Source organism: Stappia sp. ICDLI1TA098, from assembly GCF_054880955.1.
This window is the reverse complement of sequence record NZ_JBTZBT010000001.1, coordinates 375099-389198: the sequence shown is the minus strand read 5'-3', so window position 1 is coordinate 389198 and position 14100 is coordinate 375099. Positions and strand designations below refer to the sequence as shown.

Here is a 14100-nt window from a genome sequence, read left to right as displayed (position 1 = left end):
GGACTTCAGGGAGACAACGGCATGACGAGCGGCAAGTGGGACTTCTGGATCGACCGTGGCGGCACCTTCACCGACATCGTCGCGCGCACCCCGGACGGCGAGATCAGGGCCCACAAGGTGCTCTCCGAGAACCCCGAAGCCTATCGCGACGCCGCTATCCAGGGCATCCGCGAGTTGATGGGCGTCGCCGCCGACGCGCGCATCCCGGCCGAGAACATCGCCGCGGTGAAGATGGGCACCACGGTCGCCACCAACGCGCTGCTGGAGCGCAAGGGCGACCGCACCCTGCTCGTAACCACCAGAGGCTTCCGCGACGCACTCGAGATCGGCTATCAGGCACGCCCCGACATCTTCGCCAAGAAGATCGTCAAGCCCGAGCTGCTTTACGAGCGCGTGGTCGAGGTGGCCGAGCGCGTGCGCGCCGACGGCACGGTCGAGGCCGAGCCGGACCTCGATGCCGTCGAGGCCGAACTGCGGGCCGCCTATGACACCGGCATCCGCTCTGCCGCAATCGTCTTCATGCACGCCTACGCCTTCCCCGCGCACGAGAAGAAGGTCGCCGAGATCGCCCGCAAGGTCGGCTTCCCGCAGGTTTCCGTCAGCCACGAGGTCTCGCCGCTGATGAAGCTCGTCGGGCGTGGCGACACCACCGTGGTCGACGCCTATCTCTCGCCGATCCTGCGCCGCTACGTCGAGCAGGTGGCAAGCGAGCTGCAGATCGAGGGCACCGACTGCCGGCTGATGTTCATGCAGTCCTCCGGCGGCCTCACGGCGGCGGACCTCTTCCAGGGCAAGGACGCCATTCTGTCGGGTCCCGCCGGCGGCGTCGTCGGCGCCGTCGAGACCTCGCGCATGGCTGGCTTCGATGCGGTCATCGGCTTCGACATGGGCGGCACCTCGACCGATGTCTCGCACTACAACGGCGAATACGAACGCGCCTTCGAAACCGAGGTCGCCGGCGTGCGCATGCGCGCGCCGATGATGATGATCCACACCGTCGCCGCCGGCGGCGGCTCGATCCTCCACTATCGCGACGGGCGCTTCCAGGTCGGCCCGGATTCGGCCGGCGCCAATCCGGGACCTGCCTGCTACCGGCGCGGCGGGCCGCTTGCCGTGACCGACGCCAACGTCATGGTCGGCAAGCTCCGTCCGGACTTCTTCCCGAAGATCTTCGGCAAGGGGCGCGACGAGACGCTCGACCGCGACGTGGTGGTCGCGAAGTTCGAGGCGCTTGCCAAGGAGATCGGCGACGGACGCTCCGCCGCGGAGGTGGCCGACGGCTTCCTGCGCATCGCGGTGGAGAACATGGCCAACGCCATCAAGAAGATCTCCGTCCAGCGCGGCTATGACGTCACCGAATACGCGCTGACCTGCTTCGGCGGCGCCGGTGGCCAGCATGCCTGCTCGGTCGCCGACAGCCTCGGCATGACCACCGTCATCGTTCACCCGCTGTCGGGCATCCTCTCCGCCTACGGCATGGGGCTGGCCGACATTCGCGCCACCCGCCAGCAGGCGGTCGTCAAGCGTCTCGAGCCCGCCACCCTCGACGAGCTTCAGGCACTGGTCGACCGGCTTTCCGCCGAGACGCGCGCCGAGGTCGCCGGACAGGGTGTCCCAACGGCCGAGGTACGGGACCTGCCGCGTGCGCTGCTGCGCTACGAGGGCACCGACACGCCGATCGCCGTCGCCTATGTCGCCTCCGACATAGACGCGATGACCCAGGCCTTCGCCGACGCGCACCGGGCCCAGTTCGGCTTCGTCTACGAGAACAAGCCCATTGTCGTGGAAGCGCTCGAGGTGGAATCGGTCGGCGGCGGTTCGGGCATCGACGAGCCGGATCTCGCGACCGCGACCGGCGAGCCCGCCCCCTCCTCCACCGGCGACGTCTTTGCCGACGGGACCTGGCACGAGGCCGGTTTCTTCGCCCGCGGCGACCTGCGGCCCGGGCAGAAGCTGATGGGCCCGGCGCTGATCGTCGAGCCGCACCAGACCATCGTCGTCGAGCCGGGCTGGCAGGCGGAGATCACCGCCAAGGACCACGTCGTCCTGAAGCGCGTGGAAAGGCTCGCCCGCGCCGAGGCCATCGGCACCAAGGCCGATCCGGTCATGCTCGAGGTCTTCAACAACCTCTTCATGTCGATTGCCGAGCAGATGGGCGTGACGCTTCAGAACACGGCCTATTCGGTCAACGTCAAGGAGCGGCTCGACTTCTCCTGCGCCGTCTTCGATGCCTCCGGCGCGCTTGTCGCCAATGCTCCGCACATGCCGGTGCATCTGGGGTCGATGGACCGCTCGGTCGAGACCGTCATCAAGCTCAACGAGGGACGGATCAGCCCGGGCGATGTCTTCGCCCTCAACGCCCCCTATAACGGGGGCACGCATCTGCCGGACATCACGGTCGTCTCCCCGGTCTTCGACGATGCGGGCAAGGAGATCCTGTTCTGGGCGGCAAGCCGCGGTCACCACGCCGACGTCGGCGGCTCCGCCCCCGGCTCCATGACCCCGCGCGCCACCACCGTCGACGAGGAAGGCGTCCTCATCGACAATCTCAAGCTCGTCGACCGGGGCAACTTCCGCGAGGACGCGCTGGTCGAGGTGCTGACCAACCATCCCTGGCCGGTGCGCAACGTCACCCAGAACGTCGCAGACCTGAAGGCCCAGATCGCCGCCAACGAAAAGGGCGTGAAGGAACTCCGCAAGATGGTCGCCCACTTCGGCCTCGACGTCGTCCAGGCCTACATGGGCCACGTCCAGGACAACGCCGAGGAAAGCGTGCGCCGCGTCATCGAGGCGCTGACCGACAGCGAGTACGAATACCCCACCGACCAGGGGTCGGTGATCCGGGTGAAGATCTCCGTCGACAAGGAGAAACGCGAGGCGACCGTCGACTTCACCGGAACCAGTGGCGTGAAGCCCAACAACTTCAACGCCCCCGAGCCGGTAACCCGCGCGGCGGTGCTCTACTGCTTCCGCGTCATGGTCGAGGGCGACATCCCGATGAACGCCGGCTGCCTCAGGCCGATCCACATCGTCATTCCCGACGATTGCATGCTGCGTCCGTCCTATCCCGCGGCCGTCGTCGCCGGCAACGTCGAGACCAGCCAGCATGTCACCAACGCGCTCTTCGGCGCGCTGCAGGCGATGGCGAACAGTCAGGGCACGATGAACAACCTGACCTTCGGCAACGACACCTACCAGTACTACGAGACGCTTTGTTCCGGCTCGCCCGCCGGCCCCGGCTTCGACGGTACAGACGGCGTTCACGTCCATATGACCAACTCGCGCCTCACCGATCCGGAAGTGCTCGAGTTCCGCTATCCGGTGCTGCTGGAGGACTTCCATATCCGCCAGGGTTCGGGCGGCAAGGGCAAGTGGTCGGCTGGCAGCGGCACGAAGCGCACCATCCGCTTCCTGGAGGAGATGGAACTGGCCATCCTCTCCTCCCACCGGACCATCGCACCGAAGGGCATGGAGGGCGGCGACGACGGCCAGCTCGGCCGCACCCTGGTGCGCCGCCTTGACGGCACCAGCGAGGAACTCGCAGGCTGCGACCAGACGGTGCTCAAGGCCGGCGAGGCCGTCACGGTCATCACCCCGACGGCAGGGGGCTGGGGCAAGGCCTGACGGCCCCGGCCTGGACCGATCGGCGCGCGCGGGTTCCTCACCGGGATCCGCGCGCGTCCTTGCCCGGAATACGCTATCCAGGATACGGAAAGTCGAACCGTGGCCAGCCCGCCTGAACAAGGTTGACGCGTCACAAAAGATGCTCACGCCATAAGCAAGACGACGCATCGAAAGCAATTTATAAAATAATCAAAGCTGAAAACCGTCAGAAATCAAAAAATAAACCGCAATTAGATCTCTCAAAAAACCAGAAATACGATATAATTCAGTATATTCTGATGTTTAATAATAAAATTATATTAATTAAAATAATGCAATGACGGTAAAAATGCCATGACAGGCAACCTTTCGATAACTTTATCTCGTGAATATATCAATCGTATAAAATGTTAATCGTTGGCGCAGATAAATTGAAATCGGGGATGGGGAATAACGACCGTAACAACCTGCTTCAAGCTACGGAAAAAGATATGGCTATGAGCCCCGCCGGCCCCTCCAGACTGCGTTCCATTTCGGCCAAGGTACTCGGGCTTGTCGCTTTCCTGAGTGGCATGATGATCGTCATCGCCTGTGTCGGCCTGTTCCAGATGAACCGCATCGGGACAGAGCTTGAGGAGATCGCCGGGGAAACGATCCCGCTGACGACGAATGTCACCCGGGTCAGCCTGCATCAGCTCGAGCAGGCGGTGCTGCTGGAGCGGCTGCTACGGGTCGGTGAGCTTGCCCCCAGCCCGGCAACCGGATCACTCGACCAGCTCGCCGACGGGCTCGGCAAACTTGCCCAACAGGTCGGCGAGGAGATTTCCCTTGCCGAAGGAATCGCCAAGCAAGGGCTTTCGGTCGCCAGGACCGATGCGCACAGCGCCAAATACAATCACATTCTCGAGCAGTTGAAACGCATCGAGGTGGAACACCTTGCCTATGACGACCACATCCAGAAGGTCGTCGCCGAGATCCGGGCGGGCGACATTGCCACTGCGGAAAAGATCTCCGTCGAACTGGAACGCGAGCAGGAGCGCCTCAACGGTGAGCTTGTCGCCCTGACCGACGAGCTGGACCGCTTCACCGCCGCCTCCAGCCGCGCCGCCGAGGAGCACGAACGGCACGGTCTGCTGGTCGTCAGCATCGTTGCCGGCATCGCCATTTCCGGCGGCATCGTCCTCGCCTCCCTGCTCTCCATCTATGGCATCAGCCGGCCGCTGCGCCTCGTCGTCACCGCGTTGAACCGTCTTGCCCAGAACGACACCAGCATTGAGCTCAACGTGCGCAGCCGCGACGAGATCGGCGAACTGGCCGTCGCGTTCGAGGCGTTCCGCGAGAAGACCATAGAGATCAAGCGGCTGCAGGAGCAGGCAAGGGAGGAGGAGGAGCGCATCGAAATCGAGAAACGCGACGCCACCCTGCGCCTTGCCGACAATCTGGAGACGACGGTGAAGCACGTCTCCGACAGCATCGCGACTGCCATTGTCGAGCTGGAGGCGGCCGCCGAGGTCATGGCCCGCAGCGCCCAGGATACCTCCAACAATGCCGGAACGGTCGCCGCCGCCGCCGAGGAATCCGCCACCGGCGTCCAGACCGTCGCCAGCGCCGCCGAAGAACTGTCCGCCTCTATCGGCGAGATCAGCCGTCAGGTCACCGCAGCGCTCGAGGCAGCCGGCATCACCAGCCAAAGCGCCCGCAGGTCGAGCGAGACCGTCACCGTTCTCGCCTCCTCGGCGCGCAAGATCGACGATGTGGTCAAGCTCATCAACGACATCGCCGGACAGACCAATCTGCTGGCCCTCAACGCCACCATCGAGGCGGCCCGCGCCGGAGAGGCCGGCCGCGGCTTCGCCGTCGTCGCCGGAGAGGTGAAGGCGCTCGCCAACGAGACAGGACGCGCGACAGGCGACATCAGTGGCCAGGTCAGCGAGATGCAGAGCGGCGCCGCCCTCACCTCCAATGACATCGCCGCAGTCGTCGAGGCCATCGGCAAGATCAACGACCAGATTTCCGCCATCGCCTCCGCCATCGAGGAACAAAGCGCGGTGACCGCCGAGATCGCGCGCAATGTCGGCGACGTGGCCAAGGGCAGCAACGACATCACCCGGACAATCGGGTCCGTGCGCGCAAGCGCGGTGGATTCAAGCGCCGGCGCGCGCCAAGTGCTGTCCACGGTCGGCAACCTGTCGAGCCAGTCGCACCTGCTTCAGCAGGAACTCGATACCTTCCTGCACAACATCCGCTCGGCCTGAGTACCACGGCGGCGGCACCGCCCTTGCAAGTCGTTGCCGCCGCGCGCTCAAACCACGACAATCGCCTTCGGGCTGCAGCCCCCGGGGGAGCCCGCGCGCCACCGGCCACCCCGTTTCGCGAGGCCGCCCGTGACAGCCAGCCTTTCCCTGCTTTTCCAGGTGAGCGACGCGCTCACGCGGGCCGGCCTCACCTGTCATCTCTTCGGTGGGTTTGCGGAGGAGGCACGCGGGCTGCGTCCACCCGCCCCCCATGGCGACATCGACCTTCTTCTCGAGATCGACACCGTCTCGCCCCTCGACCATGCGCTTGCCGGCTGCCTGCCCGCCGCCCGCCCACTCGCCGCCAAGCGCTTTCATCACAAGCGCGCCTTCGTTCTGGAAGGATGCCTTGTCGAGCTGCTGCTTGTGAGCCGCTCGTCCGACGGGGCATGCCGGACGCTGTTCTGGGGCGACACGCCGCACGATTGGGCCGCACCGCTGGCCACCCCGCTTGTCTTCGCCGGCCGTTCCGTTTCCGTCGCGACAGCCGCGAACCTCCATGGCTACCGCGCGGGCCGCGCGCGGCTCCAGCCGGAGCGATGGCGCGATCCCGCCTCCATCGTGCCCACCAACACCGACTGTTGAGCGGAGACGGACCGTCTCAACGCTTGCCCGCCAGCACCACGCCGCGCCGGTCGAAGATCATCGACACCGGCTTGTGGTCGCTGGTCATCGCGTAGGCCGGACGGGTCCCGGTGACCGCGTGGTGGATCTCGTGCTCGACGCATCCCCCGCCCTCGCGCGCCCGGTAGGCGAAGGACGGGACCTGCCTGTTGCCGGTGAAGCTCTGGCTGAAAAGGATGTGGTCGAGCAGGATGCGCGGGTCGCGGCCGGGATCGAGCGCATCGCGGAAGAAGACCGACCAGCGCTCCTCCTCCACCGCGTCAAAGAGCGCATGGTTGAGAAAGCGCCGCGCGAAGAAGATCTCTCCCTGCAGCGTGCTGATGAGATCGTGATAGAGGAAGCGCCGCTCGATGCGCTCCTTGCCCGGACCGTCGTTGAGGTCTCCGGCGACGATGATCGGCACACCGGTCTCCGCCTCGAAACGGGCATCGATATAGTGGCGCACGTCGGCACACTCGGTGGTGATCTTGGTCCGCGCCTTGACGAGTTCGGCGACAAGCTTCGGATTGTCGGCGAAATAGTGCGGATCGGTGGGGTCGCCGGTGCCGCGCACCCGGGTGAACTTGCTCTTCAGGTGCGCGCCGACGATCTCCAGCCGGTGCCCGCCAACGGTCGCAAGGAGCACCTGCGGGTGCCGCCAGTGGGAATGATTGCGGTCGATGTCATATGAAAGCGTGTCTCCGGCAAAGCGCGGGTAGGACACATCCCAGCGCCCGCCCGCGTGCTCGCCGCCGGAGTTCGCCGCGACCAGCGCCTGCCAGCGGTCGAGATGAAGGAGCTCGCCGGAAATATCGACGCCCTTGCGGATCAGGAACCAGATCCACTGCCGCCCTGTCGTCGCATCCGTGCCCTGCATGCCATAGTCTCCGCGCTCGCCCCCGCCGCGCGTCACCACAGCATGCCCCGGGGCGACCGCGCCGAAGAAGTCCTCAGCGCGCGCCTCGCCGTTCGGCCCCTCGCAGATGAGCAGGATATCCGGATCAATCGCCGCGATCTCGGCGGTGATCGCCTCGCGCCGCGCCTCCGCCTTCGCCCTCTTGCTCGGATCCGCGTCGGCAAGATCATCGATCAGCTTGTCGGCGTGCTCGATGTTCCAGGTCGTGAACTTGAAGCTCTGCATGGCACCCTCCCGATAGGCGCGAATGAAATAATTGTACAATCAATGCGGGAATTATCCGGGAAAAGTAACCTAGCGTCAAATTGCGACTTCACAGCCCTCGCAGCACGCCGAGAAGCAGGATAACGGCTCCGGCGAACAGGCACAGCATGGTCAGCAGCATGCCGGCCACCCGAAACGGAAGATTGCGGTCACCCTCGGCCATGCCATGGGCGTGGAGCAGCCGGCCGACGATCAGGGCGATGCCCATGGCATGGATCAGGTAGATCGACGTGGACTGCAATTCCGCCAGCGCCATGAGAAGCAGGATCAGCGGGCCGTATTCGGCAGCGTTGCCGTGGATACGGGCGAGACGCTCCAGCCGCCCGTTGCCATTGTGGCCGACGCTGACGCGCGCCGACTTGCGCTGACGCGCCACCTGAACCGAATAGAACAGAAACAGAAGGGCGAAAAGCGCCGCATAAAGCGCCGTTACATGAGCCATGTCACTTCCCTTTCCCGGGTCAGCGCCCGGTAGCTGCGAACATCCAGTTCAGTATCAGCCGCCAGTCGGTCATGCGGATCGGCGTGCCATGCGTGCCGGTCTCGAACAGGACGAACCGCGCGGGATATGTCGGCGCACGGGCCTTGAGGCGTTCGAAGAAGCTGGCCTGTCGGCGCCAGTCATAGACCTCGTCCCAGCTTCCGTGACCGAAGTAGATCGGCAGCCGTCCGGCGCGGAACGTGGCGGACGAAAGGAACTCCTCGTCCCAGGTCGAGCCCATCAGCAGCATGCCGCCCATCATCGCGGCCGCGCCGGGGTCCTTGGCCAGCCGCCAGCACAGGAAGCCACCCATCGACCCGCAGGCGACATAGACCTTCGCCCCGGGTGACTGGTCCACGTAGTGGCGCATCAGCGCCTTGACGTCGGCCGCCCCCTTGGCCTCGAAATTCTTCACGTCGAGCGTCAGATAGAGCCCGGAGTTGCGCACCATCAGGTTCTTGATGCGGTTGAAGTTTCCGCCGAAACTGACGTCGCTCATGCCCTGGAAGCGATTGCCGCCCTGGCCGTGGACGTAGATCACGACGGCCTTCGCCCCGCGCGGTTCGCCGACGCGCATGTAGCTGACCGTGCGGCCGTTGGCCTTGAGCGTCAGGTCCTCCTGCGAGCCGCTCGGCTTCATCGACACGTATTCGCCGTAGACCTCGCGCTCCCACACCTTGTCGCGGCGGTGGATGTCGCGGCGCTTGTCGTAGTCGACGATGACGAAGGCGTCCTCAGCCGCCCCCGCCAGCAGGCCCGGATAGCGGAACAGCCGGTCCTTGTAGCTGTCGAGCCGATAGGCGGCCGCGGCCGGCAGCGCGCTGCCGGCAAGAACGGCAAGCCCGAGGATCGCCGCCAGCAGGGATGCGGCACGGCCACGTCCCGGTGTCGCGGGTTTCGCCAAGTCCAGATCGCGCGCGCGGAAATCGGTCTTCACGTTGGTCCTGTCTGCTCGCGTCGCCCGCCCGGCGCGCCGGTTTGAAGAATCGCCTCGCCAGCCGCGCCGATCATCCCCTCTCGCGGGCCTCTTTCGCAAGCGCCACGAGACGCGGGCGCAAATCTCCGGCGGTCGCGAGCGGAGGGTCGAAGGCCAGGCGGGCGACCCGGTCACCGTCCATGAAGTCGAGCCCCTCCGGGTCGAAGGAGGAGAGGAACCAGCTCCCCTCGCCCGCCCGCGCCAGCCGCTCGGCATACAAGCGCACCGCGTCGAGATGGTCCGCGTGCATGTGGGCGATGGCACCCGCCTCCATCGCCGAGAGTTCCTCCAGCGCCGGATGGCCGGCGATCGACAGGTCCGCGCCCTCGAGCAGATAGGCCTTGCCGAAGCCGCCGTTGAGGCTCGCCCGCTCCATGCGGATGCGGAAGAAGGAGAAGTCGGAAAAGCCCGCGTAGAGCTTGGCCTTGGGATGACGGCAGAGATAGCGGCGCTGGATCGCAGCATGGGCGGGGTCATCGCGCCCGATCCGCTCCGCCCGGCCGGTGAGGGAAAGCCGCGGATGGGCAAGCGGGTCGCCCTTGCCGGGCTCGCCGACAAGCAGCGCACAACGCGCGTCATGCTGCAGCGCCCTGGTGTGTTGGGAGAGCGAGGAGACAAGCATCGCCGGCGTACCATCCATCTCGCTCGCAAGCGCGACGCGCGAGACGAAGGGAAACCCGTCACCCGGGTCGAGCACGCCCAGCGCGCCGAAGCGCGCGATGCGGATCAGCCGGCGCGCCATGCCGCGCGCCTCCGCGTCCGTCGGCAGCACCGGGGACGGCCGGTCCTGTCGCCCGTCGCCCGTCTCGCCTTCAACCATGCCGGTTCCTTCCGCATCGACCGGATCGTGACGGCCGTCACACAGTCCGGGTCACGCTGTCGCCATATTGGAAGCGATGCTTGGCAAAGATCACAAGGAAATACAACCGTGAGATCCGTCATGACCCTGCGTCTGAAAGCTGGACTGCCCCGCCTCCGCCGCTGGCTTGCAACCGGCGCGCTGGCCGCAGCCCTGTGCGTGCCGGCAAGCCTTGCCCCGCAGTCCGCGGCCGCGCAGGGCGTTTATCGCGACGGTCGCCCGGCCGTCGGCGTGCATCTCGTCGGTGGACGCCACCACCAAAGGGGCGGAAGAAACTGGGGCCACAGGGGCCGGGGCCACGGCCATTGGGGCAACAGGGGCCGCCACAACAGAGGCTGGGGCAATAGGGGCTGGGGCAATAGGGGCTGGGGCAACCGGAACCGCTATTACCGCCCCTATAGGCCCTATCGCTACGACCCGGGCCCAGGCATCGCGCTCGGCATCATGGGGCTTGCGACGGGCGCCATTATCGGACAATCCCTCAACTCCGGAGGGCGCGACTACATCGACCCGCCGGTTCGCGTCCACCGGGCACGCCCGGCTCCCTGGACGCCGGATTGGTATGCCTATTGCGCGCGCAAATACCGCAGCTTCAACCCGGAGACCGGCTATTTCCTGGCCTATTCCGGGCGCTACCGGTTCTGTCGCTAGGAGGCTTCGGCACCGAGCAACGGAACAGAAAGAGAAGCCTGCGCGTTCTTGAAACTGAATGCCAGATGAACGGGGGTCTCAGTGCCCGTTCAACCAGGATCGGTCATTCTGGCCTCATCGATCACGGAGACACCCGGCCGACCGACGCCATGCCCCCCAAGACCGGGCGCCGGACTCAGCTTAGAAAGCGTTCCGAAAGGACCAGAAAATGGCTCTCAAGCGTATCGCATCCCGTCTGCTCGCCGCCGCTCTGGTCGGCGCCATCATCGTCCCGACCGTCGTCGCTCCGGCCGAAGCCGGCCCCCGTCGCGAATGGCGCGACCGTGGCGGCCACGGCGGCGGCGGCCGTCACGGCGGCCACAACCGGCACCACCGTCCCGACCGCGGCGGCTACCGCGACCGGGATCGCGATAACGGCAACAATGTCGGTGCGGCCATTGCCCTTGGCGTGATCGGACTTGCCGCCGGCGCAGCCCTTGCCGGCGCGGCCAGCGCCCCCGAGCCGATCGATCCGCCCTACTATGGACCGAACTACGGGCCGGACGACGGCGACTACTACATCGACCCGGCCCACCGCGGGACAGGCTTCCGCAAGCCCTACTACCCGAATGCGCCGCGCGTTTCCGCCGGCTACGCGCCGGAGCCCTGGTCGCGCGAGTGGTACGCCTACTGCGCCGACAAGTTCCGCAGCTTCGAGCCGCGCACCGGAACCTACACGACCTACGGCGGCGAGAAGCGCTTCTGCCAGTAAGGCAAGGCCAGGTCCCAAGCGAACTTCGGAGGCGCCCCATCGGGCGCCTCTTTCATAATCGCCACCCGGTTTCCCCGACTGCCTTGTCCGCGCCATCGCCCCGAAACGCCTTGCGCAATCATCCGCGTCTCCCCGAATTGCCGACTCCGCACGCGCGTGCGAGCCTGCTTGTCACGAAGCCGCAACACGCGGACGCCAGCGGGGAACACCAGGTGACGAAGCGACAATCCGGAACGAAACCAGGCACGCAGCAAGATGCGCCCGAGGCGGCCGATCTGCCGAGCGAGGCCGCCAGCCCCCTCGCCGAGGAGACGGCGGATCCTGCGGCGGATGCGACCACGGCCGACGCAGCGCTTGCGACCTCCGGCGCGGCGGAGCCGACGCCAAGTGCGCGCGCGGGCGCTGCGCGGCGGCACCGGCTTGCCGAGATGAAGCACGATCCGGATGCCATCCGCGAGGTTTTCGAGACCGGCTCCTACCCCTATGCGGCCAAGATGCGCCGCAAGGTCTACGAGGAACACAAGGCCGCGCTTCAGGTGGAGCTGCTGAAGGCGCAGAACTGGGTGGCGGAAACCGGCGAGAAGATCGTCGTCCTGTTCGAGGGGCGCGATGCCGCCGGCAAGGGTGGCACGATCAAGCGCTTCATGGAGCACCTCAACCCGCGCGGCGCGCGGGTTGTCGCCCTGTCGAAGCCGTCGGAGCGCGAACAAAGCCAGTGGTACTTCCAGCGCTACATCGAGCAGCTTCCTGCCGGCGGTGAAATCGTCTTCTTCGACCGCTCCTGGTACAACCGTGCCGGCGTCGAGCGGGTGATGGGCTTCTGCCAGCCCAATGAATATCTGGACTTCATGCGCCAGTGCCCGCTGTTCGAGCAAATGCTGGTCCAGTCCGGCCTGCGCCTGTTCAAATACTGGTTCTCCGTCTCCCGGGACGAGCAGCGCCGCCGGTTCAACGACCGGCAAACCGATCCGCTGAAGCAGTGGAAGCTCTCGCCCATTGACCGGGCCTCCATGGACAAATGGGACGACTACACCGAGGCGAAGGAAGCCATGTTCTTCTATACCGACACGGCGGACGCGCCCTGGACGGTGGTGAAGTCGGACGACAAGAAGCGCGCCCGCATCAACTGCATGCAGCATTTCCTGGCCAACCTGCCCTATCCCGACAAGGACCGGTCGGTGGTCCGCGCGCCCGATCCGCTGATCGTTGGCGCAAGCTCCCACGTCATCGGCCGGGACACTCACATCCTCGGCAAGACGCTGCACCCGGAGAAGCGCCACACCCCAGAAACCTGATCTGTGCCCAAATCCTTGAAAAGCCTTGCAAGATAGCCGCTGATTGGAAAAACTCCCGAGGTCAACAAGGGTGCCCTGACGCGGGGGCCCAGAACCGTCGCGGCTCCGACATCCCTGGAGGCCCGCGGCGGGAGCGGGGGAGAAACGGGATGCTTTCGGCTCTGGAACTCGCGCGCGGCCTGGAGGCCGGCACACTCAGCCTCGACGACCTCTACGAGAGGGTCGCCGAGCGGATCGCCGAGCGCGAGGACGAGATCGGCGCTTTCGTCAATTACGACCTGGAAACCGCCCGGGCCGACGCAGGCCGCGCCAGCGGCCCCCTCAGGGGGCTGCCGCTGGGCGTCAAGGACAACATCGACACCGGCGACCGGCCGAGCGAATATGGCTCTCCGATCCACGCCGGCCACCGGCCGGCGGTGGATGCGGCCATCGTCGCGCTGGCGCGGCGGGCCGGCGGCGCGATCCTCGGCAAGACGGTGACGACCGAGTTCGCCTTCTTCGAGCCTGGCCGCACCCGCAACCCGCACAATCTCGAGCACACGCCCGGCGGCTCCTCGTCCGGCTCGGCGGCCGGCGTTGCGGCCGGCTTCTTCCCGCTCGCGCTGGGCACCCAGACCGGCGGCTCCGTGGTCAGGCCAGCGTCCTTCTGCGGCGTTGCCGGCTTCAAGCCCTCCTTCGGACGCCTGCCGACCGTCGGCCTCAAGTTCTTCTCCTGGTCGCTCGACACGCTCGGCCTGTTCGGCAAGGGCGTCGCCGATGTCGCGTTCGGCGCGGGCGCGCTGGCGGGACGGGACTGGCGCATCGACGGCGCCAGCCACGGCACGCCCCACCTCGGCTTTCTGGAGCCGCAGCCCTGGGCTCAGGCCGACGACGACATGCTCGAGGCGTTCGAGCGGGCCCGCAGCCTGGCGCTTCGCGCCGGCGCGAAGGTCTCCTCCGTCTCGCTGCCCCCCGTGTTCCGCGAGGCGTTCGCCGCCCACCAGACGATCCAGGACTATGAGGCGACGCGCGCACTGGCGGCCGAGGTCGACATGGCAGCCGAGCGGATCAGCCCGAAGCTGCGCAAGACGCTGGAGGATGGTGCCGCGATTTCCGCCGAAGACTATGATGCGGCTCAGGAAACAGCGCTGGCCGCAAGGCGTGCCTGCGCCGAGGCGATGGCCACCCTCGATGCGCTGGTGACGCCCTCGGCTCCGGGAACCGCACCCTTTGGGCTTGCCTCGACGGGGTCCTCGGTCTTCAACCGGCTGTGGACGCTGATGGGGGTGCCCGCGGTCAATGTGCCCGGCCTCGTCGCCGGAAACGGCCTGCCGCTTGGCATTCAGGTGCTGGCCCCCTTCGGCCGCGACCGCAGCGCGCTGCGTGCCGCAAGCATTCTGGAAACGGCCTTCGCCAACGGGTGAACCC

Annotated in this window: 11 protein-coding genes; 7 read left to right on the top strand and 4 right to left on the bottom strand. The window is 66.5% G+C overall.

Going from position 1 to position 14100, the window contains the following annotated elements:
- Positions 1-21 precede the first annotated feature (21 nt).
- The 3 genes from ACSLUQ_RS01725 to ACSLUQ_RS01715 all read left to right on the top strand — a co-directional run bounded on the left by ACSLUQ_RS01725 (position 22) and on the right by ACSLUQ_RS01715 (position 6482).
- A complete protein-coding gene (locus ACSLUQ_RS01725; protein WP_461807536.1) occupies positions 22-3624 on the top strand; it encodes a hydantoinase B/oxoprolinase family protein in 3603 nt (1200 codons plus the stop codon).
- A gap of 470 nt (positions 3625-4094) precedes the next feature.
- Entirely contained in the window at positions 4095-5858 is a 1764-nt protein-coding gene (locus tag ACSLUQ_RS01720) for a methyl-accepting chemotaxis protein (RefSeq protein WP_461807535.1), read from the top strand.
- A gap of 129 nt (positions 5859-5987) precedes the next feature.
- Positions 5988-6482, top strand: a complete 495-nt coding sequence (locus ACSLUQ_RS01715) for a hypothetical protein (RefSeq protein WP_461807534.1) — start codon at positions 5988-5990, stop codon at positions 6480-6482.
- A gap of 16 nt (positions 6483-6498) precedes the next feature.
- Here the strand turns inward: ACSLUQ_RS01715 and ACSLUQ_RS01710 are convergent, their stop codons facing one another.
- From ACSLUQ_RS01710 to ACSLUQ_RS01695, 4 genes are all read right to left on the bottom strand, one after another.
- Positions 6499-7641, bottom strand: coding sequence for an endonuclease/exonuclease/phosphatase family protein (locus tag ACSLUQ_RS01710; RefSeq protein ID WP_417771058.1), 1143 nt, complete (start codon positions 7639-7641; stop codon positions 6499-6501).
- Positions 7642-7729: 88 nt separating this feature from the next.
- Positions 7730-8122, bottom strand: a complete 393-nt coding sequence (locus ACSLUQ_RS01705) for an MAPEG family protein (RefSeq protein ID WP_461807533.1) — start codon at positions 8120-8122, stop codon at positions 7730-7732.
- Between the two features lie 19 nt (positions 8123-8141).
- A complete protein-coding gene (locus ACSLUQ_RS01700; protein ID WP_461807532.1) occupies positions 8142-9098 on the bottom strand; it encodes an alpha/beta hydrolase in 957 nt (318 codons plus the stop codon).
- Between the two features lie 70 nt (positions 9099-9168).
- The gene (locus ACSLUQ_RS01695; protein ID WP_461807531.1) at positions 9169-9957 is read right to left on the bottom strand and encodes a HugZ family pyridoxamine 5'-phosphate oxidase; all 789 of its coding nucleotides are present in this window, start codon (positions 9955-9957) and stop codon (positions 9169-9171) included.
- A gap of 120 nt (positions 9958-10077) precedes the next feature.
- On the opposite strand from ACSLUQ_RS01695, the gene ACSLUQ_RS01690 reads away from it, so the two are divergent.
- The 4 genes from ACSLUQ_RS01690 to ACSLUQ_RS01675 all read left to right on the top strand — a co-directional run bounded on the left by ACSLUQ_RS01690 (position 10078) and on the right by ACSLUQ_RS01675 (position 14096).
- Entirely contained in the window at positions 10078-10647 is a 570-nt protein-coding gene (locus ACSLUQ_RS01690; protein ID WP_461807530.1) for a BA14K family protein, read from the top strand.
- Positions 10648-10855: 208 nt separating this feature from the next.
- Positions 10856-11398: a BA14K family protein gene (locus tag ACSLUQ_RS01685; RefSeq protein WP_461807529.1), complete on the top strand. Its 543-nt coding sequence runs from the start codon at positions 10856-10858 to the stop codon at positions 11396-11398.
- Between the two features lie 212 nt (positions 11399-11610).
- Complete coding sequence (gene ppk2 / locus ACSLUQ_RS01680) at positions 11611-12693, top strand: polyphosphate kinase 2 (RefSeq protein WP_461807528.1); 1083 nt, start codon at positions 11611-11613, stop codon at positions 12691-12693.
- A gap of 149 nt (positions 12694-12842) precedes the next feature.
- Positions 12843-14096, top strand: coding sequence for an amidase (locus tag ACSLUQ_RS01675; RefSeq protein WP_461807527.1), 1254 nt, complete (start codon positions 12843-12845; stop codon positions 14094-14096).
- Positions 14097-14100: the final 4 nt, after the last annotated feature.